The organism is Parendozoicomonas haliclonae (genome assembly GCF_900174585.1).
Classification (GTDB): domain Bacteria; phylum Pseudomonadota; class Gammaproteobacteria; order Pseudomonadales; family Endozoicomonadaceae; genus Sansalvadorimonas; species Sansalvadorimonas haliclonae.
Window position 1 is genome coordinate 170,894 of record NZ_FWPT01000010.1, and the last position, 20,902, is coordinate 191,795.

19 protein-coding genes are annotated in these 20,902 nt (G+C 52.2%); 9 read left to right on the top strand and 10 right to left on the bottom strand.

The window, feature by feature from the left end; all coding sequences use genetic code 11:
* Positions 1-59 precede the first annotated feature (59 nt).
* From EHSB41UT_RS19465 to EHSB41UT_RS19490, 6 genes are all read right to left on the bottom strand, one after another.
* On the bottom strand, positions 60-1,034 hold the full coding sequence (locus EHSB41UT_RS19465) for an esterase/lipase family protein (protein ID WP_242667365.1): 975 nt from the start codon (positions 1,032-1,034) through the stop codon (positions 60-62).
* A gap of 66 nt (positions 1,035-1,100) precedes the next feature.
* Positions 1,101-2,132, bottom strand: a complete 1,032-nt coding sequence (locus EHSB41UT_RS19470) for a lipase secretion chaperone (protein ID WP_087112532.1) — start codon at positions 2,130-2,132, stop codon at positions 1,101-1,103.
* 157 nt (positions 2,133-2,289) lie between these two features.
* Positions 2,290-2,472 carry a hypothetical protein gene (locus EHSB41UT_RS19475; protein WP_087112533.1) on the bottom strand — a complete coding sequence of 61 codons (183 nt, stop codon included), beginning with the start codon at positions 2,470-2,472 and terminating at the stop codon, positions 2,290-2,292.
* 223 nt (positions 2,473-2,695) lie between these two features.
* Positions 2,696-3,367 carry a YciC family protein gene (locus tag EHSB41UT_RS19480; protein WP_165767345.1) on the bottom strand — a complete coding sequence of 224 codons (672 nt, stop codon included), beginning with the start codon at positions 3,365-3,367 and terminating at the stop codon, positions 2,696-2,698.
* 213 nt (positions 3,368-3,580) lie between these two features.
* Positions 3,581-4,336, bottom strand: a complete 756-nt coding sequence (locus EHSB41UT_RS19485; RefSeq protein ID WP_087112535.1) for a substrate-binding periplasmic protein — start codon at positions 4,334-4,336, stop codon at positions 3,581-3,583.
* A gap of 203 nt (positions 4,337-4,539) precedes the next feature.
* Positions 4,540-6,510 carry a BCCT family transporter gene (locus EHSB41UT_RS19490; protein WP_087112536.1) on the bottom strand — a complete coding sequence of 657 codons (1,971 nt, stop codon included), beginning with the start codon at positions 6,508-6,510 and terminating at the stop codon, positions 4,540-4,542.
* 294 nt (positions 6,511-6,804) lie between these two features.
* Here EHSB41UT_RS19490 and EHSB41UT_RS19495 point away from each other — a divergent pair, with 294 nt between their 5' ends.
* The 5 genes from EHSB41UT_RS19495 (at position 6,805) to EHSB41UT_RS19515 (ending at position 11,495) form a co-directional block, all read left to right on the top strand.
* Entirely contained in the window at positions 6,805-7,284 is a 480-nt protein-coding gene (locus tag EHSB41UT_RS19495; RefSeq protein ID WP_087112587.1) for a MarR family winged helix-turn-helix transcriptional regulator, read from the top strand.
* A gap of 112 nt (positions 7,285-7,396) precedes the next feature.
* A complete protein-coding gene (locus EHSB41UT_RS19500) occupies positions 7,397-8,401 on the top strand; it encodes an ABC transporter substrate-binding protein (protein ID WP_087112537.1) in 1,005 nt (334 codons plus the stop codon).
* Positions 8,402-8,415: 14 nt separating this feature from the next.
* Complete coding sequence (locus EHSB41UT_RS19505) at positions 8,416-9,315, top strand: ABC transporter permease (protein WP_087112538.1); 900 nt, start codon at positions 8,416-8,418, stop codon at positions 9,313-9,315.
* On the top strand, positions 9,308-10,516 hold the full coding sequence (locus EHSB41UT_RS19510) for a quaternary amine ABC transporter ATP-binding protein (protein WP_087112539.1): 1,209 nt from the start codon (positions 9,308-9,310) through the stop codon (positions 10,514-10,516). The genes EHSB41UT_RS19505 and EHSB41UT_RS19510 overlap by 8 nt, the downstream gene beginning before the upstream one ends.
* Before the next feature lie 73 nt (positions 10,517-10,589).
* Positions 10,590-11,495: an ATP adenylyltransferase family protein gene (locus EHSB41UT_RS19515; RefSeq protein WP_087112540.1), complete on the top strand. Its 906-nt coding sequence runs from the start codon at positions 10,590-10,592 to the stop codon at positions 11,493-11,495.
* A 61-nt stretch (positions 11,496-11,556) separates the two neighbouring features.
* On the opposite strand, the gene gloA is transcribed toward EHSB41UT_RS19515, so the two are convergent.
* The 4 genes from gloA to purM are packed head-to-tail and all read right to left on the bottom strand — an operon-like array spanning position 11,557 to position 14,552.
* On the bottom strand, positions 11,557-11,964 hold the full coding sequence (gloA, locus tag EHSB41UT_RS19520; RefSeq protein ID WP_087112541.1) for a lactoylglutathione lyase: 408 nt from the start codon (positions 11,962-11,964) through the stop codon (positions 11,557-11,559).
* Between the two features lie 16 nt (positions 11,965-11,980).
* A complete protein-coding gene (locus EHSB41UT_RS19525) occupies positions 11,981-12,811 on the bottom strand; it encodes a DUF3108 domain-containing protein (protein WP_165767346.1) in 831 nt (276 codons plus the stop codon).
* Positions 12,808-13,506: a phosphoribosylglycinamide formyltransferase gene (gene purN, locus EHSB41UT_RS19530; RefSeq protein WP_087112543.1), complete on the bottom strand. Its 699-nt coding sequence runs from the start codon at positions 13,504-13,506 to the stop codon at positions 12,808-12,810. Before purN ends, EHSB41UT_RS19525 begins: the two co-directional genes overlap by 4 nt.
* Positions 13,506-14,552 carry a phosphoribosylformylglycinamidine cyclo-ligase gene (gene purM / locus EHSB41UT_RS19535; protein WP_087112544.1) on the bottom strand — a complete coding sequence of 349 codons (1,047 nt, stop codon included), beginning with the start codon at positions 14,550-14,552 and terminating at the stop codon, positions 13,506-13,508. Before purM ends, purN begins: the two co-directional genes overlap by 1 nt.
* Positions 14,553-14,687: 135 nt before the next feature.
* Here purM and EHSB41UT_RS19540 point away from each other — a divergent pair, with 135 nt between their 5' ends.
* The 4 genes from EHSB41UT_RS19540 (at position 14,688) to EHSB41UT_RS19555 (ending at position 20,889) form a co-directional block, all read left to right on the top strand.
* On the top strand, positions 14,688-15,908 hold the full coding sequence (locus tag EHSB41UT_RS19540) for a DUF2066 domain-containing protein (RefSeq protein WP_087112545.1): 1,221 nt from the start codon (positions 14,688-14,690) through the stop codon (positions 15,906-15,908).
* A gap of 24 nt (positions 15,909-15,932) precedes the next feature.
* A complete protein-coding gene (locus EHSB41UT_RS19545) occupies positions 15,933-17,072 on the top strand; it encodes an AI-2E family transporter (protein WP_242667366.1) in 1,140 nt (379 codons plus the stop codon).
* A 41-nt stretch (positions 17,073-17,113) separates the two neighbouring features.
* Positions 17,114-17,821 (top strand): DnaA inactivator Hda, encoded by a 708-nt coding sequence (gene hda / locus EHSB41UT_RS19550; protein ID WP_087112546.1) that lies wholly within the window; start codon positions 17,114-17,116, stop codon positions 17,819-17,821.
* A gap of 350 nt (positions 17,822-18,171) precedes the next feature.
* Complete coding sequence (locus tag EHSB41UT_RS19555; RefSeq protein ID WP_087112547.1) at positions 18,172-20,889, top strand: hypothetical protein; 2,718 nt, start codon at positions 18,172-18,174, stop codon at positions 20,887-20,889.
* Positions 20,890-20,902 lie beyond the last annotated feature (13 nt).

The window sequence follows — 20,902 nt, forward strand, 5'->3', positions numbered from 1 at the left end:
TGTACTGAAGAAGGGAGCCGTTGGCTCCCTTCTTCGTGCGCGGAATATTGATCTATTGATCAGAGTCCGGCGTTCTGCAGACGATTGGCATGCTGGCGATATACGGCAACAGGGTCGGTATCCAGCAGACTGTGCAGACCAAACAGCAGATTGGTCTCATCGATATGGTTCATTCGATAATCATCACGAATCACCATGCCCATATGGGATGAGCAGCGACCGACCAGACCATCGTTGGCTTCATCAATCTGGGGGGCCAGAATCGAGAAGAAGTAATCGGAAGGATCCAGCGGATTGGTAAAGGCCTGGGTGCCGCCCCATGAGTAGTAGCGGATACCATCAACCTCATAGTCGCCCTCTCCACAATCGGAAGGGATGGCGGCCGGGAAACGCTGGTTAAAGTCGGCGCTGCCGGATGAGCTCAGAGATTGCAGAGAGGCAGTCGCATCCTGGCCATTATCGGTAGGGTTGTTGGACATCAGGTTAATCAGCCCCGACAGCGCTTCCATAATCACGAACGCAGCATCACCGACAACCGGAGTGTCTCCTACTTCCAGCACCAGATCAGCAACCGGGCTGCCCTTATGGGGAGAGCCGACACTGGTTACCGACTTCACGAGATCAGGACGAACGCCGGCAACAAAGCGGCTGGTAGGTCCACCATGAGAATGACCAATCAGGTTAAAGCCTTCCGCTCCGGTAATGGCCTGCAGCTCTTCCAGCTGGGCCAGCAGTTCTAATCCGCGTTGTTCGGTGCTGGCCAGTCCGGAAACCTGGGCGACATAAACCTCGGCACCGCTCTTTTCCAGCTCCCTGGGGATTTTGTACCAGTATTCGACCAGACCGAAGGCGGTGGTATCAAACCCGAACATGCCGTTCACCAGTACAATCGGGTAGCGGGTTTCGGTGTAGGTATCCTTTTTCCACCACCAGGCTGATGCCGGTGTGGCCAGCAGGCTGATAATCATTCCGAGAAGGGGAGCGAGAAACGCTAATCGCAGCCTTGGCCGGAAACGTGGTGAGAAAGAGCGCATAGTTGTGTCCTTATTATTGTTATTAATGCATTTTTATTAGTTACATCTTCTCAGCTGAAACCTCTTTTACAGCTTGTTGGTCTTTTCCAGTGCCAGAACCAGATGCTGCTCCGGCCCGGAAAAGGAATTCTCTATCAGGTTTTGGAATGTGCTGTCTCCGGGGGGAAAACCGCTGGCCAATAACTGCTGTTTTTGTTGTTGGTAGTGGTCAAGCCGGGTTTGCCATTGATGGCGTCGCTTATCTAGTGCCGTAAGGCGTTCAGCGGCTTCTGTTCCATAAGCCTGAGAGCGCAGAACGTAGATATCGTTAGGGCTTGCTCCCTGCTCTTTGGCTGTTTCTATTTGCTGCTGAACAGTATTGAATCTCTCAGAAGCTGCCGGCTGGGCAAATTGCGGCCAGGTTTTGGCAAGCTGCTGCTGTTGGATACTTCGCTCGTCCGCACTCAGGCTGCTGTTGCTCTGGATAGCCAGCTTCTCCTGCATATATTGATCGTAGAGAGTCTCATCGCCATAAAAGGCTTCGGTCATCTCAGCACCCAGATATTCTAGTCGGGTTGTAGTAAGCAATTCGGTTTTCAGGCGAAAGAGTTCGGACAAAGATAATTGGCTGGAAGATGCTGCCAGCGATTGCTGTTGTTCGGCCAGTGCCACACGGTAGTTGATATATTGATCCAGATAATCTGTTGCCCGCTGGGCGATGCGGGCGTTGTGCTGAGTTTTAACGGCCTGATAAAACTGCTGGCGGATGGAGGAAAGAGACTGTTCGCCCAGTGTCGCCAGATAGTATTCAAACAGTCTGCGCATTCCGGCAGTGATAAAAATGTTTCCCTGTTCGTCTACTGTAATGCTGCCATCAGGACTGGTTCCCCGTAACGATCTGATTTGTGGAGAGGGAGTATGGCTTTGGGTTGGTGTTGTTAGTGCCCCACTATGGAGCATGGGGCGTTCCACAGAAGAGTTCGTGTTGGTATCGTCGGTGTGGTTATCAGATATTTGAACTGGCTGTGACGGTGCTGAATGCAGCAGCCAGCCGGCCAGAAGCGTAACCAGCAGTCCTGCCAGAAGCAGTGCTATGGATTTTGGCAGAGGGAGAACCATTGCCTTATCTCTTGTTGTTTTTATTGTATGAGATGGTTGTTATTTGATCAGTTGCACTGTGTTTGTGCAATAACAGGCGGCGGGAGACTTCTATTGGCCGGGCTCGTAACAAGCAGCCCGGTATATTGAGTTGGCAGTGAGAGTTATGCAGAGAGTGTTAGCAGGTTGCCCTTACTCTGCTGGAGTCGTCGTTCGGGCAGGGCAGCAGATCTCTGGTTTGATAGCTGCGCAGCTCTCCCCACTCCATTCGTACCTTTAGCCAGCCCTTTTGAAGAATGCCTTCAATAATGCCACGTTCATAGGTGATGCGATCACGTACATAAAGGTGTTTGACTTTCATCCCTGTCGTCCCCGTTTCCATCGATTGTTATTTATAAGTCTGTTCGGTTCGGTTGAAGCTTCCATGAATATTGGGTGAACATTCTTTGAATACGAGCCGGATTAATCACCCATTCCTAAAGTCTAGAACCGGTTGACGTGATATGAGGGGCATTTTTTGAAGGAAGATACGAAAAGGAAAATAGATAGAAGGCTGCTGTCGGACAGCAGCCTAAACACAGAGTTTATTTAGCAGCTTGCTTGATCGCGCTATAAACCCGGAACAGGTAAATAGCATAAAGACTGCGCAGTACGCCCTGCACCACACCCACAGCAATAGACACCAGTGGTGTATCTGTGGCGCCGACCATTTGGGCAAGGCCCAGAGTAATGGCGGTTATGCCGGGGAACAGAATTACCAGCCCCAGGAAAATGACCCATGTGACCGGCACGGTTGCGCCAAAGCTGCTGCGCATACCTTCAAACAGGCTCTGACGATCCAGGATGCAGAACATCTCGCTCAGACACAGACGCACCAGCAGATAAATACCCGGCACAATAAACAGTGACAGACCGGCCATAACCGCAAGTGTGGTAACAATGCTCAGCATCAGCATACGAGGCCAGAACTGAACGGAGTGTTGGTAGCACTGTAGCGGCCCGCGCTGGTGGCCGCTGACCGCTGCAGCCATATACAGCACGACAACAGTCTGCAGAATTGGGAACAGGATGATTTCGACCATAAAGCCCGAGAACAGCTGTTGTTCTTTGGGCAGGCCCAGAATGTAGAAGCGGTAGACCAGCTCGCTGACCAGTGCATAGGGTAAAACAATCAGGGCGAGGTTCTTCAGGTTGCCCCGGAAAAACCGCAGCGTGTCCTGTAAATAACTGTGAACGAGTGCAGGGGTGGTTTGCATGGAAATGTTATTGGGCCTCATCTTTTGCGGCAGCCAGCCTTCGAGGCGCTATCTCCCGTGGTTAACGTTGTGATTCGTTATGATCAGGCAGGTTTTACCACAACCATCCCTGCTTTGGGAATGCGGCGGCTTACTGATAGCCTCTCGGATTTGATCAGTAAGCCGGGTAATAAAAGAATCCGGTGAATAAAAGTGTGGGCTTATGCGGCGGTGTTACAGGTACTCGGCCAGTATCTTGTCCACATCTCCACGCTCATACATATTTTTCAGTTCCTGGTTCATGGTATCGATCACGGCATCATCGGTGCTCTTGTGCATGGCCAGCCAGAATTCACCACTGCTAAACGTCATCACCGGTTTCACCTGGTAGCGGAAGTTGGAAGCGATATAAGGGCCGGTCAGGGAGCTGGAAGCCCACAGATCGATAGAGCCATTTCTCAGGCGAGCAATGTTGACCGCATCATTGCTGGCTCTTTTAGGGGTTATGCCCAGCTCAACCAGATGATCGGTGATGGCATCGAAGGTGAACGAGCCGACTGAATACTTTTTGGCTTCAAGAATATTGTTCAGTTTGATCTCATCATCCAGACGGGCCAGCAGCACCCAGTCTTCGTAATAAACAGGACCAACCCACTTAAACATATCTTCCCGCTCTGCGGACCGGAAAGTGGAGTAAACACCATAGCCTGGGGTGGCTGCCGCAGTATTGAAGGCGTCATCCCAGCTGCTTTTCAGATGATACTCTGCGGTATAGCCGATGTTTTTAAACAGCTGGCGGATAATATCGGTTGCCAGTCCCGAGACGCCGTCATTCTTGGCCACACTCTTGCCCGTCAGGCTCATCTGCAGTGGGGCGAAGCTTTCCGTCAACAGGGTAAACTCCTGGGTGGCGGATGCGGTTGCACTAAGGGTCGTCAGCAGACAGGCGGCTACGCCTCTCCGGAGGAGGGAGACAGTTCGATTCATCATAATGCTTTATTGTGAGTCGTTTTGGTTCTGTTTTTGTAGGGATGTGTCGTATAGAAAACACCCCTGAGTTCAGAGGCATTTTACGAGAAGAGCAGGCCATAGTTACGGCCTCGGTCAATGATTGATCGCTTTTATCCCGGAACTGGGAACTGGCTGGCAAAAATAATAAACTCTTTATTAAAACAGTTGGTTGTTGGCGAATATCAGTCCCGTACCATATGCAGGAAATACATATGTTTCTCGTACTGACTGATGATGTCGGCAATCACCTGATCCTGAGTCCAGCCCATAATGTCGTAGTCCTGTCCGCCCTCCAGCAGGAACACTTCTGCCCGGTAGTACTTAATGTCATCTTCATCCTCATTATCGACGATAAAGCTGGGCTGCATATAGGCGCGGGGTTTTACCTTATAAAGGAAGTCATGTTCATCGCCATGGCGAACAACCACGGCAGGGCGATCTCTCGCATCTTGATATTCAATGGTGGCTTCAACGCCATGCTTCTTGATCTCTTCCACCACGGACTGCATGGCCGGAACTACGGTTTTGCTGATAAACAGGTTAACGCTCTTCCGTTCAGGGAAGTGGGTAACATTCTGCAGACGGGTTTGCCAGGGAATATGAGTGTTGCTGGTTGAGGGGGCGAGAGTGGTCTGGTTCAGGCTCTCTTTCTTGGTGGCATCAACGGCCAGCGCTTTGAGTAATCCCCAGCCGGAGACCAGCAGAATCATGGAGAATGGCAGGGCTGTCGCAATGGTGGCTGTTTGTAGAGCTTTCAGGCCACCGGCCAGCATCAGCACCAGTGCCACCAGACCGATAATGCAGGACCAGAAAATTCTCTGCCACACAGGTGTACGTCCAACATCCTTGGAAGCCAGCAAATCTATGACCATGGCGCTGGAGTCGGATGAGGTGACAAAGAACACCACGATCATAATGACTGAAATGCCGGAGAGCACCCCGGTAAAGGGGAAGTATTCCAGAAACTTGAACAGGGCCAGAGACACATCGGTCTGAACAATGGTGCCCAGCTCTTCTGCGCCCTCGTGCATGATCATATTGATAGAGGTGTTGCCAAAGACCGTCATCCACAAAAAGGTCAGGGCGGAAGGAACAAACAGTACGCCGGAGATAAACTCCCGAATGGTCCGACCTCTGGATATGCGGGCGATAAACATGCCGACAAAAGGTGACCACGACAGCCACCAGGCCCAGTAGAATAGTGTCCAGCCGCCCAGCCAGTCATTGGGCTGATAGGCGTACAGGTTGAAAGTCTTGTTCACCAGCTCGGAAAGATAGCCACCAATATTCTGAACAAACATCTGTAATAGCAGAATGGTGGGCCCGAGGCAGATAACCAGCAATAAAAGCAGCAAGGCCAACAGTAGATTGATTTCGGAAAGGATGCGTATGCCTTTATCCAGTCCGGAGGCGACAGATAATGTTGCCAATGCTGTGATGGCAATGATCAGAATCACTTGGGTTTGTGTGCTGACAGCAATATCAAACAGGTAGTTCAAACCAGAGTTTACCTGTAAGACTCCATAGCCAAGGGCTGTCGCAACACCAAAGGTGGTACCGATAATGGCGAAGATGTCGGTGAAGTGGCCAATCGGCCCGTAAATTTTGTCACCAATCAAAGGGTAAAGTGCTGAGCGTAGAGTCAGGGGCAGATTATGGCGATAGCCGAAAAAGGCCAGAATCAAGGCGACAATGGCGTAAATGGCCCAGGCGTGAAAACCCCAGTGAAAGAAGGTAATACCCATGGCTTCTTTGGCGGCCTGAATGGTGCCGGGTTCGCCCTGTGGAGGTGAGAGAAAATGCATCACCGGTTCGCCAACCCCAAAGAACATTAACCCAATTCCCATACCTGCAGAAAACAGCATGGCAAACCAGGAACTGAAGCTGAAATCCGGTTCTGAGTGATCTGGTCCGAGTTTGATATCTCCGTAACGGGAGAAGCCAACGCATACCACGCCTATGAGAATAAGGGCCACGGCTGCTACATAGAACCAACTGCCGTTGGTCATAATGGCAGTCTGGATGACATCGAACTGTTGACCGGAATGGGTGGGAAAGAGAGCGGTGTAGCCAACCAGAAGCAGAATCAGTGCGGCAGATCCAATGAAGACCGGAGGATTCAGGGTGTGGTTGGGCTTTTTTGAGGATGCCATGAAGGGAAGCTTTCTCCTTATGTGACCTCGATACCCTCTGGATTGCTATCTTGTTCAGGTGCAGGCAGAGGTTCGCGTTCAAGAGTCATATCTTTGCTTCGTTATCGGCAGGAACGTCCACAATCGTTTCCAATCAGGCGTTTCCAATAACGGTTGTTTTATGAGACAGTCGAACGGCAAAAAGATTAGTTCTGTAATTGTTAGTATTCAAATCAAATGTGTTTTTTGTAGCTTTTGTGGCAAACAGGCGTGAATATCTCAAAACCAACCTCAAAACCATTAGAACAGATTGAAATGTCCGATTCTCTTTACTGGAATGACGTGCTGGTGGCTCTGCGGCAGATTATTCGTGCAACGGATCTGCAGTCCAAACGTATGATCAAAGTCTGTGGCCTGACGATTCCCCAGGTGATGGTGTTAAAGGCCATTGAAAACCTTGGAGATGTCACCGTTAAAAAGGTGTCTCAGGATGTCTCCCTTAGCCAGGCTACAGTCACTACGATCTTGAATCGCCTTGAAGAGCGTGGCCTGATTGAGCGCGTGCGCAGTGCACTGGATAAGCGGATTGTTAACGCCCGGCTGACAGAAGAGGGCCGGCGTGTACTGGGAACAACCCCGCCGTTGCTGCATGAAAAGTTTATTGAGCGCTTTGAATCTCTGGAAGAATGGGAGAAGACTCAGCTGCTTTCGACCCTGCAGAGGGTGGCCAGTATGATGGATGCTGAGGGTCTTGATGTGGCACCGGTGCTGGATGTGGCTGCGATCAGTTCCTAGATTTTGAACGTTGATTCCTGCGCTGGTCTGGTTTGTAAATAATTTGAACTCTTAATATTTGATCTGTAATCTATTCGCCGATTTCAAGAATAAAAACAGGCGGGTGGATTCCATGCTTAAAACCATAAAAGCTGTTGGTGCAGCATCTCTTCTTTTTGTCAGTGGCCAGAGCGTTGCAGCCGAGTCTTGCGGTGATGTGACTATCGCCGATATGAACTGGGCCTCTGCAACCTTTATTGCCCACGTTGACCAATACATCCTCAACAATGGCTACGGCTGTAATGCCGAGCTGGTGACCGGTGACACCATGGCAACCGGCACCTCCATGACCGAAAAGAATGAGCCGGACTTCGCCCCGGAGTTCTGGACCAACTCTATGAAAGAAGCGCTGGATAAAGGCGTTGCTGAAGGCCGTCTACGCTATGCCGGCCACGTCCTGACTGACGGTGGTGTGGAAGGTTTCTGGGTTCCCAAGTACATGGTTGATAAAGATCCATCCCTGGGCACCATCGAAGGTGTTATCAAAAATGCCTCACTGTTCAAGCACCCGGAAGATCCTGAGCTGAGCGCTTTCTACACTTGTCCGGCTGGCTGGAACTGTCAGATCAGCTCTACCAACCTGTTTAACGCCCTGAAGCTGGACCAGCATGGTTTTGATATTGTTGATCCGGGCTCTTCTGCTGGTCTGGACGGCTCTATCGCCAAAGCCAATGAGCGTGGCGAAGCCTGGTTCGGTTACTACTGGGCACCAACCGCCATTCTCGGTAAGTATGAAATGGTACTGGTTGATTTCGGCAGCGGCGTAAACAAGGACGAGTTCCTGAACTGCACCAGCCAGGAAGACTGCCTGGAGCCTAAGGTGACCATGTACCCACCTTCCATCGCCCAGACCGTAACCACCGATGCTTTCGCGGTTAAGAACCCGGTTGTTTACGAGTACCTGAGCAAGCGTTCTATCACCAACAATGATCTGAACAAGGTTCTGGCCTGGATCGAAGACAATCAGGCCGACGGCGTGATTGCTGCAGAACACTTCCTGAGCAACTACCCGCAGCTGTGGAAAGAGTGGGTGTCTGCTGATGTAGCCACCAAAATCAGCAAGTCTCTGACTCAATAAGCGACGGGGGATTTATGGCCGAGAAGTCATGGCTGCAAGATTTTCCCCAGATGGAGCGCGGTGATCTCATCGCGATCCGCAAAACTCTTGATGGTGCCTATCGGGATTTCTCCCGAGAATTTGGGGACACAATAGAAGCTTTCTTTGATCCGCTGCTCACCTTCCTGGTGTGGTTTGAACAGTTGCTCCTGCAAACCCCCTGGTGGCTGGTGCTGGCGGTGATTGTTGGACTGGTCTGGCTGGCCAGCCGGTCCTGGAAGCTGACCGCGGGGATTACTGTGGCCATGCTGGCCATTGGCTACTTCGGGATGTGGGACAACACCATGCGTACCCTCAGTATGATTACTGTCTGTACGTTTATGGCCATCCTGCTGGGGATTCCGATCGGCATTATTATGGCTCGCTCGAACCGGGCACAGAGTGTGATTACCCCGGTGCTCGATGTGATGCAGACCATGCCGGCCTTTGTTTACCTTATCCCGGTGGTGATGCTGCTGGGGATTGGTAAGGTGCCAGGTTTGATCGCGGTAATTATTTACGCGATTCCTCCAGTGATTCGTCTGACCAATCTGGGTATCCGACTGGTCGATAAAGAAGTGCTGGAAGCTGCCACGGCTTACGGTGCCAGCTCGACCCAGCGTCTGTTTGGTGTTCAGCTGCCTCTGGCGATGCCCACCATTATGGCCGGTATCAACCAGACCATTATGATGGCACTGGCGATGGTGGTAATAGCCTCCATGATCGGGGTGAAAGGTCTTGGTCAGCCGGTATTGAAGTCGATCACTAACCAGTACTTCACTCTGGGCCTGTTGAATGGTCTGGCGATTGTGGCACTGGCGATCATGTTTGACCGGGTTTCCCAGGCCTGGGCCAAGCGTTCTCAGAAGCATTTGGGAGGAGCTGGCCATGCTTGATCAAAACAATGAATTGATCGCGATCCGCAATCTCTACAAGGTCTTTGGTCGTAAGCCGGAACAGGCGATGACCAAAGTGAAAGCCGGCGTCGGTAAAGACGAACTGCTGGCTGAGCACGATCATACTCTGGGTTTGAAGGATATTAACCTGACCATCAATAAGGGCGAGATCTTCGTCATTATGGGATTGTCCGGTTCCGGCAAGTCCACACTGATTCGTCACTTTAACCGCCTGATCGATCCTACCGAAGGCCAGATTCTGGTTGATGGTGTGGACGTGATGAGTCTGGGGAAAAAAGATCTGGAGCAGTTCAGACGACACAAGATGTCCATGGTGTTCCAGCGTTTTGGCCTGATGCCTCACCGCAGTGTTATCGAGAATGTCAGCTACGGTCTGGCGGTTCAGGGCGTTAAGAAAAAAGAGCGTCTGGAAAAGGCCGCACAGTGGCTGGAAACGGTTGGCCTGAAAGGCTACGAAGAGCAGTATCCTTCTCAGTTGTCCGGTGGCCAGCAGCAGCGCGTTGGTCTGGCGCGGGCTCTGTGCACCGATGCGGAAATCCTGCTGATGGATGAAGCCTTCTCCGCTCTTGATCCATTGATTCGCAGTGAGATGCAGGATCAGCTGATCGAACTGCAGGACAAACTGCACAAGACCATTGTCTTTATTACCCATGACCTGGACGAAGCGCTGCGTCTGGGTGACCGGATTGCCATTCTCAAGGATGGTGAGCTGGTGCAGGTCGGAAAGCCGGAAGAGATCCTTCTGCAGCCGGCGACAGATTATGTCGAAGCCTTCGTTAAAGATGTGAACCGTGCGCGGGCGCTGACGGTGGAAACCGTGATGCAGCCACCGGTCAGCCGTATTACTGCCACAACCATTGGTGAAGCCCTGGAGCAGATGAAAAAGCTGCCGGAAGACTATGGCTACTACGTCAACGACGATGGTTATCAGGGCGTTGTCCTTCGCGAGACGCTGGAAAAAGCCTTTGCCGAGGATGCTGATGCCGAAGTGGATGCCAGTGTCTGGGAGCCTCTGGATGCAATCTCTGCCGATGCAGTGCTGGAAACAGTGATTCCTGAAACACTGGAAACCGAGTATCACCTGCCTGTTGTGGATGAGGATGGGGAGCTGCAGGGAGAGTTGTCCCGTTCTGCGCTGGTAGAAGTGCTGGGAGATACCACAACTTCTGAAGCTGCTTGATAGCGTTTCTTGCTGCAATAAAGGCCGGTTAGGGTGAAAGCCACAATCCGGCTTTTTTCATTTCAGGCTATAAATGAACCGTCGATATCCGTTATCCGGTTTTGCTATGTCTGTTTCCCAGTTGAATGAACACAGCCTCTGGTCTGCCGTGCTGGATAAGAGTGATCTGGCTGTTGCTTCCGGTGCGGTGACCAGAACCGATGGCGAGATTCATTTGTGTCGTGATCGGGGGCTGCCATTCTACTTCAAGGTGATTTCTGCACTATGCCATAAGCCCCATGAGGCTAATCTCGATAAGGCGGTTTACCAGAAGCTTGACCCTTTTCTCTCGGCGGATAGCGATATTCTGGTGGGGTATGTGGGTGATCACCATCAGCTGCTGCTCTCGAAGTTCAGTGTTATGGAGCATCATCTGGTGATTGCTGCAAAACAGTTTCAGCCTCAGGGTGAACCGTTGAGTCATGAGGATTTCGAGATTCTCTGGTGTTTGCTCAGGGCTGAGCCGGGTCTGGCGATTTACAATGGTGGTCTGCATGCCGGTTGCAGCCAGCTACATAAGCATACCCAATATATTCCTACCCGAAGTTTTGCTTCCTGCCTGATTGATGAGTTGCTGGCGCGTGAAGCCATAAAAGACGGGCAGTGTTCAGTGTTGGCCGGATTGCCTTTTGAGCACCTGATCGCGGCCTTTCCTCCAGACACACAGGTTGATGCTGTTTATGGTACCTATGAGGAGATGTTGGGTCGGTTGGCTCTGTTTCCTGATGGGCAGCACGATATATCCCACAGTACTCTGTTAACGGATCGCTGGCTGCTGATTGTGCCCAGAAGTCAGTCGTCTTTTGATGATGTTCACATCAATGCTTTTGCACTGGCGGGATACTTCTTTCCCAAGGATGTAGAAACCATGCAGCTATTGATGGCTGCCGGTTGTATGAATGTGCTGAAAGCTGTGGCTGAGCCCAGAAAGGAGCAATAAAGGAGCAATAAGGAAGGGTTTAGAAAAAGCCTCAGCACATAATGGCTGAGGCTTTGAAGGTTTAGCCTTCCAGGCCCTTGCCGGCGTGGCTCAGCTGGATCAGCTCGATTTTGTAACCATCCGGATCTTCAACGAAGGCGATCTCGGTGGTGCCGCCAAGAACCGGGCCTGGCTCACGAACAATCTTGCCACCGGCTGCACGGATACGGTCGCAGGTTGCGTAAATATCCTCAGCGCCCAGCGCCAGATGACCGAAGGCGTTGCCATGATCGTAGCTTTCAGTGCCCCAGTTATAGGTCAGCTCGATCACTGTGTTTTCAGATTCGTCACCATAACCAACAAAGGCCAGGGTGTACTTGTACTCTTCGTTTTCTGATTTGCGCAGCAGTTGCATGCCCAGAACATCAGTGTAAAACGCGATAGAACGATCCAGGTTGCCTACCCGGATCATAGTGTGCAGCATTCTCATGCCGTTTCCTCTTGCATCAGGCTTTCGGGGTGGCCGCTTTGGTGCTGGTATTGGTACTGCTACCTGGCGACTTTTGCCCCGTCACGGTTTTGTTGTCGACTACGGCCTTTTTCAGGGTGACTATGTAGTCTTTACCTTTTTCAGTCTGCTTCAGTTGTACCAGAAGATCATTCCAGTCTCTGGCCAGCCAGAGGGTAGTCTGGCGTTTATTGTTATCTCTGACCATCACCAAACGCACGGTTTTTAACGGGCCGGCCGGGGTTTCCAGCAGCTCTTCGCCGTCAATGCGGAAGCGATAGTTGTCTTTCTCGTCTTCATCAATGACCTGATAGCTGAACTCTTTCAGGCCTTTGGCAACATCCAGTTGAAGTTGTTGCTGATAACTGATGCGGTCGAGGTCAGCAGGACTCAGGTTCACCTGCCAGCTGTCCTTGTTTTCCCGACTGTTGGCAATCTTCTTGCCCCAGTCAAACTCAACGGTTGCGGTGTCCTTCCGGCCGAGCGCACCCTTTTGAAGCCGGTAGGCTTCCGGTTGAATCTGACCGTTGGCAAAACGGAAACGTGACTTCTCGGTCAGGCTGTACAGCAGCATCTCCGCATCAAACGACAGTGTCCAGCTGCCATCCGGATTCTGGCTGAGTGTGCGCTCGGCATTACCGTTAACTGGGATGCCGCTCATGGTGGCGGAGTAGCTGGCCGAATAAGGTTTGAGTTCTGCTACGGGTTGAGCTGTGGCGGCCGTCTCTTTGGCGAGGGATATTGGAGACTGCATAACCAGCAAGGCTGCGATTGTGATCGCGGCCTTGCTGAAACGGGATGTATAAAAAGGGGATAAATATCGGGTCATAGATCCGGTGTAGACAGGCTGGTGTGCTGAAAGCCTTGCTCCGGCAGCAGTGTGCTGTCCAGACAGGCTCTCCCATCTTGAAGTGTCAGACGGCCATTTGCAAACCATCCGACAGCCACAGGATAGATGATGTGTTCCTGCACCAGTACCCGCTTTTGTAACGATTCTTCCGAATCATCTTCCAGTACCGGAATCCGGGCCTGAATCACCGGAGCTCCGCCATCCAGTTCACTGGTGACAAAGTGCACGGTGACACCGTGTTCCTGTTCGCCGGCTTCAAGGGCGCGGCGATGGGTGTGCAGACCTTTGAATTTAGGGAGAAGGGAAGGGTGAATGTTCAGCATCCGGCCATGGTAGTGATCGGTAAAGGCGGGTGTCAGAATCCGCATAAAGCCGGCCAGAACCACAAGTGCCGGATTGTAACTGTCGATCTCCTGCATCAGGGCCTGATCAAAAGCCTCGCGGCTTTCGTATTGGCCATGTTCCAGAATGACCGCCGGAATACCAGCCTGTGCGGCTCTGATCAGACCGTAGGCTTCCGGTTTATTACTGATCACAGCAACAATCCGGGTGTTGGTTTCTGCCTGGGTATCAATCAAAGCCTGCAGGTTGCTGCCGCTGCCGGATATCAGTACCACGATATCAGTAGCGGTAGCAGCTTTGTCTGGAGTGTTGGTTGAAGTCTGGTTATCCATTACAGGCCAGCCAGCTCCACCTGTTCTTCACCTTCGGAAGCCTCGGCAATATGGCCGATTTCCCAGGCTGTTTCGCCCGCAGCCTGCAACATGGCTAAAGCTTCTTCCTTGCGTTCAGCAGGAACAGCTACAACCATACCCACACCACAGTTCAGGGTGCGGTACATTTCGCGTTGTTCAACGTTACCGCCTTGCTGCAGCCACTGGAACAGGGCAGGAATTTCCCAGCTTTGGGTATCAATAACAGCCTTGGTGTTCTCAGGCAGAACGCGAGGAATATTCTCCAGCAGGCCACCGCCGGTGATATGGCTCATGGCATTCACCAGACCGGCGCGGATCAGTTCCAGCATCGGCTTAACATAGATGCGGGTGGGTTCCATCAGCAGATCAGCCAGAGGCTTGCCATCCAGCTCCATGCTCAGGTCGGTTTCATTAATTTCCAGAATCTTGCGAATCAGGGAGTAACCGTTGGAGTGAGCGCCGCTGGAAGCGAGGCCGATCAGGGTGTCGCCAGCCTTTACTTTGGTGCCATCGAGGATTTCGGATTTTTCCACCACGCCTACACAGAAACCGGCGAGGTCATAATCTTCGCCCTGGTACATGCCCGGCATCTCGGCGGTTTCACCACCGACCAGAGAGCAGGCAGACAGCTCGCAGCCTTTGCCGATGCCGGCAACAACGCTGGCGGCAACATCCACATTCAGATGGCCGGTGGCGTAGTAATCCAGGAAAAACAGAGGTTCGGCGCCACAGACGATAAGATCATTCACGCACATGGCGACCAGATCAATACCGATGGTGTCGTGACGGTTGAGGTCCATGGCCAGTTTCAGTTTGGTTCCCACACCATCGGTGCCGGAAACCAGAACCGGTTCTTTGTAACCGGCCGGGATCTGGCAGAGGGCGCCGAAACCGCCCAGGCCAGCCATAACTTCCGGGCGACGAGTACGTTTGGCCACATGCTTGATGCGTTCTACCAGAGCGTTTCCGGCATCAATATCAACGCCCGCATCGCGGTAACTGAGCGATCCTGTATTTTTGGTCATAATGTCTCGGTTCAATCCGGCTGGAGCTGCAGCTCCATTAGTATGTTTTTTTGGGTGATGAGCTGGCGCAGGATTGTATCAGTCGCAGTCTATTTCGGCTATCCATCTGTCGGCGTGTGCAGGAAGTGGAGATAGATGATGGATTCTGTAGGATGGCGCGGAAAAGATGTGGCACAATGTAACGGTTTTTTTGTTCAGGAATGGCTTGTTAGCACGATGATGATGTTGTTTCAGCAGGTTCGCAGCCAGTGGCTGTCTTTAGCAGGCCTTGTGTTTCTCCTGTTGATAACGGCTGGGCACTCGGTCACGGCCCGGGCACTTGTTGATACCGGCCAGCTTTATGAGGTCTGGGTGCCGGTTGCGGATCAGACTAAAAACAATCGTCAGGCCGCTTTCCAGAAAGCCTTTGAACAAGTAATGAAAAAACTGACTGGGCGCAGCGATGTTATGCAGCTGGCCGGGGTTTCCGAAGCACGGTCCCAGATCGGCAAACTGGTCAGTCAGTTCAATTACCGGGAGCAGGCAGAGGCCGATCGCGCCCAACCCTGGCATCAGTACCTGCTGCAGGTGCGTTTTAATGAGGCCGCTCTGAATCGTCTGCTGCGGGATAACCGTCTGCCACTCTGGGGTGGCGATCGTCCACCAGTGCTGGCCTGGATCGCATTCGAGAATATGGGGCAGCGGCAGATTGTTGCACCACAGGATGAGTTTGTTCTCCGTGACGATTTAAATCTGGCAGCCGAGGCGTGGGGCCTGCCACTGATTTTCCCGCTGATGGATTTTGAAGACAGCGGCGCGCTGAGTGTTTCTGAACTCTGGGGTTTGTTTGAAGAGCCGGTACTGAGAGCTTCGGCCCGTTATGGTGCCAATGCGGTGCTGGCCATGCAGGTCTGGCCGGTTGGAGATAATCGCTGGACCGGACGCTCTCTGTTTCTATTTCAGGGACGGGTGATCAGCACCAGCTATAGCGGTATGAGTTCTGCAGAACTGTCAGAGAAGGCGATTGCCAATATCGCCCGTACCCTGTCGGATGTGTATGGCGTTGCCGTCGGCACCTCGCCGGATCGTCCAATACGTATCCAGGTCGGCAATGTGTCTGGAGTGGATTCCTATGCCAAGCTGATGCGCTATCTGGATAATCTGACTGCTGTGCGCAGTGTGACGCCGGTGGTGGTGAAAGGAACCGATATCACGCTGGAAGTAACCATTGACGGTACGCTTCAGCAGTTGGAAGCGGCGATTGAGCTGGGGCGCAGACTGGCTCCGGTACCAGCGATATTACCGGAAATAAATGAGGCCAGCGGTGTTGTAGGGCAGCCGGCGATGCAGGCTGACCTGAATTACCGCTGGCGCTGAGTTCAGGGATGAAGGGAGTGGGAAATGACCGATACGCCAAGTGATACACCAGAGCTGGATCCTCAGGAGATACAATCCCCTGAAGAGCTGGTGCGTGGAATGACTGTCAGTCAGCGCGGACTGCTGCTGGCACTGGTTATTTTCACCGGACTGATGGTTTATCTGCTGGGGCCGGTACTGACTCCTTTCCTGGTCTCTATGGTGCTGGCTTATCTGGGCGATCCTATTGCTGATCGCCTGGAGAATCTTGGTCTTGGTCGAACGACAGCAGTTTGCACAGTGTTTGCGTTTGTTATTCTGCTTTTGGTGCTGGCGCTGCTGGTTGTTATTCCCGGAACAGTAAGGCAGCTGCATCATGCTATTCAATTGCTGCCAGAGCTGGGTAACTGGCTGCAAACGACACTGGTCCCATGGTTGAGCCAGTATGTGGATATCCATCCTGAGCTGTTTAATCTGAAAGACCTGAGTGCGACTCTTTCGGGAGAGTGGCAGAAGACTGGCAGCCTGTTGAAATATGTCGGTGGTGCCATTGGTGGTTCAACCATGACGGTAATCACCTTCTTTACCAATCTGTTCCTGATTCCGGTGGTGACGTTTTATTTACTGCGGGACTGGGATCGTTTGATTGCCAATGTCGGGCAGATGATTCCCCGCAATCTGGCACCCACGGTCTCCACCTTGTCCAATGAGTGTGATGATGTGCTGGCTTCCTTTTTGAAGGGGCAGCTGATTGTTATGTGCCTGCTGGGTCTGACTTATGGCCTGGGGCTTTGGCTGGTCGGGCTGCAGTTCGCCATGCTGGTTGGATTGATAGCCGGTCTGGCCAGTATTGTGCCTTATATGGGCTTTATTGTCGGAATTGGTGTTGCCCTGGTGATGGCGCTGTTCCAGTTTGATACCTGGCTGCCTGTTGGCGGAGTTGTGATTGTGTTCATGATTGGCCAGATGTTGGAAGGAATGGTATTTACGCCGCTGCTGGTGGGTGACAAAATTGGTCTGCATCCGGTGGCGGTTATTTTTGCCATTATGGCAGGGGGCCAGTTATTTGGATTTACCGGTGTGCTGCTGGCTTTGCCAGTGGCCGCCGTGATTATGGTGCTGCTGGTGCACCTTTATGGCAACTATAAGGGCAGTCACTTGTATCATGCCAGCAACGAGTCATGATATGGTATGAGCCTGCTAAACCTACGATTCATAGCGGATACATGAGTCAGCCGTTGCAATTACCGCTAAGTGTGCAGTTGAGGGATGACGCGACCTTCGCAAACTTCTATCCCGGTGCCAACGATTCCCTGGTGAATATGCTGGACCTTGAGAAGTGCCCTGAAGGGATCGAACCGGAATCCTTCCTCTATTTATATGGAGCCTCCGGCTCCGGATGCAGCCACCTTCTGCAGGCCGCCTGTCACCAGAGCGATCGTCTGGGGATGCGCTCCGCCTATTTTCCCATGCAGGAAATGGTGGATTATCCCCCCCGCATTCTGGAAGGCTTTGATGCCCTGGATCTGATCTGCCTGGATAATATCGAGGCGATTGCCGGCCATCGCATGTGGGAAGAGGCCATCTTCAATCTGTTCAATGAGCTGCGGGAAGGCGGTAAACGCCTGTTGGTTGCCGGCCATTGCCCGCCGCGCCAGCTGCCGCTGGAGCTTCCTGATCTGATTTCCCGTCTGTCCTGGGGCCTGGTGTTCCATGTTCAACCTCTGGGAGATAACGATAAGGTGATGGCTCTACGTCTGCGCGCGCACCTGCGTGGCCTGGATCTTTCTGAAGATGTTGCCCGCTTTATCCTCAATCGCAGCCCCCGTACTATGCAGAGCCTGTTTGATGTTCTGGCCCGCCTTGACGGCGCCAGCCTGCGAGCCAAGCGCAAGCTCAGCATTCCTTTCGTCAAGGAAGTTATGAGCTGGTAGCGCCTTTGTAGCCCTTTGCTGTCAGAATCCTGCCTTTTCCCTCCGTTAGCACAGAAAGTGCGGAGGGATTGAGGCGCTCAATGCCTTTTTCTTATCCCCTGACTTCCTCTTATCCCAGAGCCTTCTATGGTGAACATTAAGGACTATCTCTGGCTGGACAGTAATGGAAGTTGGACCGGGATAACTTGCCTGCCTCTCCGCACTTCCCCGAGATGTTGTTCTTGTTCTGGACGTCAAGGTTTCTTGCAGACCTTTGTCTAAAAGATCCCCGGGAACTTTTCCCGTAACTTAGCGTTCACGGACAAGGATATGTCCGGTCAGAACTAAAGATCGCACACGGAGGTTGCATCATGTCGAAGATTCAAGGGCCAGTTATCCCTCAGCAGCTTATTGACCTTGCGAACAAGGGTAAGGCAAAAGCCGATAAGTTGTTGGCTCGGGTTAAGCACAGAGGTCGTAATATTGAGGCTAAGCAGGGAGATGCTCAGTTACCTACGAACAGCACGAATACCCAGTATCTGGAAGGGCTGAAGAACCGTTCCGGTAAGGTTTATTCTGGATCAGATAATACTTCAGGTTTCTCTCCTGAAGATCGCAGAGAATCGGAGATGACGGTTGCGCAGCAAGCCAAAACTGCAACCAGGGAACATAAGAGAAAGCGTAAGTCGGGCGAGCGCCCTGATTTGGGCGGTAACAAGGGCGCTTTTGCTGCCGAGCTGCGTGAAGGCAGAAGTAAGATTGGGCAAGAGCGCAAGAATCTGGAATATGGCAAGTTTTCCAGCAAGGGTGCCATTGATCGGCATATGAAGGATGATGAAGCGCGTCAGGCAATGTTTGCAGAGCTGACGGCTCCTACCGCTAAAAATGCTACAAGGATGAGCCATCAGGGCGATCAGCAGGAATGGGTCAGCACCCGTACAATGGACTCTGCTCTTGAAGCCGACGAAACCCGCCGTGCAGTTCTGGAAGGCGTTAAAGGCAAAGGTGTTGATCAGCGTGATCAGGATGCCTTTGATCGTCTGGACACCAAGCGCAATGATCGTCTGATGGAGCATGTACTGCTGGATCAGTTTGTGGTTGAACAGGACGACGTTATTGCTCTCGGCGAAGAGCTTCTCACATTGGATGCCTGCGTTAATCACAAAGAGCTCAACAAGCTAAATAGTGAAATCAGCCGCATGGAAGAGCAGGCGGCTCAGATGCCAACGGAAACCAGAGCTGCGATCCTGACGAATATCGGCAATCTTAAGGAAGAGCGTGATGAGGTGCTGGAGCCGATTCTTGCTGCCACTGGCTACGAGTCTTTTGAAGAGCTTCAGGACGCTTATAAGGCCAAGACGCACGAGTTGAATGATCTGCAAAGCTCCAAGCTACGCCCACGTTTGGAAACTGTTCAGAAGAACAGTGCTGAGTGTCGTGCCCTCCTGTCGGCTAACACGGTCAGCCCGAGCGATGTGGTTGCGGCTGGACGTGAGTTGACCGGCCTGCGTGCCAGGCTGGAAGCGGCTGAAGATGATCCGACCGTTTTCAAAGACAAGGCTGAGTTGAAGGCCACATTCAAGCGTGCCAGTCAGCTGATGAAGGTTATTGAACATGGTCGTATGGTCATGGCGGCCGAGGAGCGTCTGGCTGTACTTTCCCGCCAGGAGCGTGCTCTTGACCGCTTGATCAGTGGCTTCGATAGCGATGAAGAAGTACAGACTGCCAAGCATCTGGGTGTGAGTGAGAAAGCTCTGGCCCAGCTGGCCTTTAGTGTGGAAACCACCCGTGGTGACCTGAAAGCCAATGAGCAGATGATTCTGGTTAGCCTTCGCAAGGCGAACTTTGGCAGCATGGTTCGTCACATGGTTAAAGCCATGAAGCTGAGAAGACAGCTGAAAAATGCCAAGAAAGATATGCGGGTTATGGCTGGCATTGTTCAGGCCTATGCCAAGAAGCTGGGTATTGCTGAGTCCAATATGACTGTGCAGATTCAGGGTAAGAACGTGACGTTGAGCACTGAACTGAAGTGGCTGTACCAGCGAGGTATGGAAGCTCTGCCGGTTTACCATCGTCATGGTGAAGGTGACTTTACCGTTGACCTTCTCAAGACTCTGAATGGCGCGGTGATCAACCAGCAGCAGCTGGACACTAAAGAGCGCATGATGGAAGAGCTGAAAATTTCAGGTGCGATGGTCAATTATGATGGTGATCCTGACCCGGTTCGTGACCAGGGCTATGACTTCATGATGGACCTTGAGGATAAGGTTGATCGGAGCTATCAGGCTGGTGTGGATGATCCGGATCCGGTTCGCGACCAAGGCTACGATTTTATGATGGGCTTGGAAGATAAGGTTGCTCAGAACGGTCCGGTTGATAAGGATGATCCGGATTACGATCTCCTGCTTGAAGAGAGCTATGACTGGATGATGCGTCTGGAAGACGAGATTGAGAAAAATGGCCCGACCTCTGGCAGCGATAAGCTCAAGAAGTCTCTGGATGTGATGAAGTACTACGAGCAGCTGGGCCATGAAGCGGCACAGAAAGTCCATCAGCAACAAGGCTTTGGTTCTGTTCTCAATGAGATCCGTGCCGGGAACAAGGTGCCAGGTAACAAGACTCAGGAGCAGTACAAGGAGCAGTTTGGTGCAGTACTGAAGGATATTCCTGCAGCTTCCAACAGAATGGATCTGTTCCGCATGAGCGGCTCTCTCGATATCGAAGACCGTGGTATTGCTGCAGCCAAAAAGAAATTGGCTCAGGAGTCACAGCCTAAGTCAAAGGCTCCTTCCGAGCATGAGCTGAAGCTGCGCCAGGAAGCCAAGGAGCGTTGGGCTGAAACCAAGGCCCAGGGTCGTAAGCAGCTGAGCGATGAGGCGCGTGCCCGTCAGGAAGCTGAAGCTCGTCAGTACCACATTGATCGGCAAAGTGAGTTCCAGACCGAGCACAAGAAGAACTTCGGTAAGGTGATGGATGAGAACACCTATGAAGACTTCGAGGTCAATGATGAGGATGGTGAAACCTATGGTTACGGTCAGGCTGAGATCCCTGAGCAGTCGATAAACCAGCCAAAACCAAAGCAGGACTGAAATAGTTGTTAAC

Bases quoted from the DNA above. Each gene is read 5' to 3' on its own strand.
- EHSB41UT_RS19495 (WP_087112587.1), top strand. From the start codon at position 6,805: ATGTCCGATTCTCTTTACTGGAATGACGTGCTGGTGGCTCTGCGGCAG.
- purM (WP_087112544.1), bottom strand. From the start codon at position 14,552: ATGACCAAAAATACAGGATCGCTCAGTTACCGCGATGCGGGCGTTGAT.
- EHSB41UT_RS19505 (WP_087112538.1), top strand. From the start codon at position 8,416: ATGGCCGAGAAGTCATGGCTGCAAGATTTTCCCCAGATGGAGCGCGGT.
- EHSB41UT_RS19485 (WP_087112535.1), bottom strand. From the start codon at position 4,336: ATGATGAATCGAACTGTCTCCCTCCTCCGGAGAGGCGTAGCCGCCTGT.
- EHSB41UT_RS19470 (WP_087112532.1), bottom strand. From the start codon at position 2,132: ATGGTTCTCCCTCTGCCAAAATCCATAGCACTGCTTCTGGCAGGACTG.
- hda (WP_087112546.1), top strand. From the start codon at position 17,114: ATGAGTCAGCCGTTGCAATTACCGCTAAGTGTGCAGTTGAGGGATGAC.
- EHSB41UT_RS19525 (WP_165767346.1), bottom strand. From the start codon at position 12,811: ATGACCCGATATTTATCCCCTTTTTATACATCCCGTTTCAGCAAGGCC.
- EHSB41UT_RS19490 (WP_087112536.1), bottom strand. From the start codon at position 6,510: ATGGCATCCTCAAAAAAGCCCAACCACACCCTGAATCCTCCGGTCTTC.
- EHSB41UT_RS19515 (WP_087112540.1), top strand. From the start codon at position 10,590: ATGAACCGTCGATATCCGTTATCCGGTTTTGCTATGTCTGTTTCCCAG.
- gloA (WP_087112541.1), bottom strand. From the start codon at position 11,964: ATGAGAATGCTGCACACTATGATCCGGGTAGGCAACCTGGATCGTTCT.
- EHSB41UT_RS19555 (WP_087112547.1), top strand. From the start codon at position 18,172: ATGTCGAAGATTCAAGGGCCAGTTATCCCTCAGCAGCTTATTGACCTT.
- EHSB41UT_RS19465 (WP_242667365.1), bottom strand. From the start codon at position 1,034: ATGCGCTCTTTCTCACCACGTTTCCGGCCAAGGCTGCGATTAGCGTTT.
- EHSB41UT_RS19540 (WP_087112545.1), top strand. From the start codon at position 14,688: ATGATGGATTCTGTAGGATGGCGCGGAAAAGATGTGGCACAATGTAAC.
- EHSB41UT_RS19545 (WP_242667366.1), top strand. From the start codon at position 15,933: ATGACCGATACGCCAAGTGATACACCAGAGCTGGATCCTCAGGAGATA.
- purN (WP_087112543.1), bottom strand. From the start codon at position 13,506: ATGGATAACCAGACTTCAACCAACACTCCAGACAAAGCTGCTACCGCT.
- EHSB41UT_RS19480 (WP_165767345.1), bottom strand. From the start codon at position 3,367: ATGCAAACCACCCCTGCACTCGTTCACAGTTATTTACAGGACACGCTG.
- EHSB41UT_RS19475 (WP_087112533.1), bottom strand. From the start codon at position 2,472: ATGAAAGTCAAACACCTTTATGTACGTGATCGCATCACCTATGAACGT.
- EHSB41UT_RS19510 (WP_087112539.1), top strand. From the start codon at position 9,308: ATGCTTGATCAAAACAATGAATTGATCGCGATCCGCAATCTCTACAAG.
- EHSB41UT_RS19500 (WP_087112537.1), top strand. From the start codon at position 7,397: ATGCTTAAAACCATAAAAGCTGTTGGTGCAGCATCTCTTCTTTTTGTC.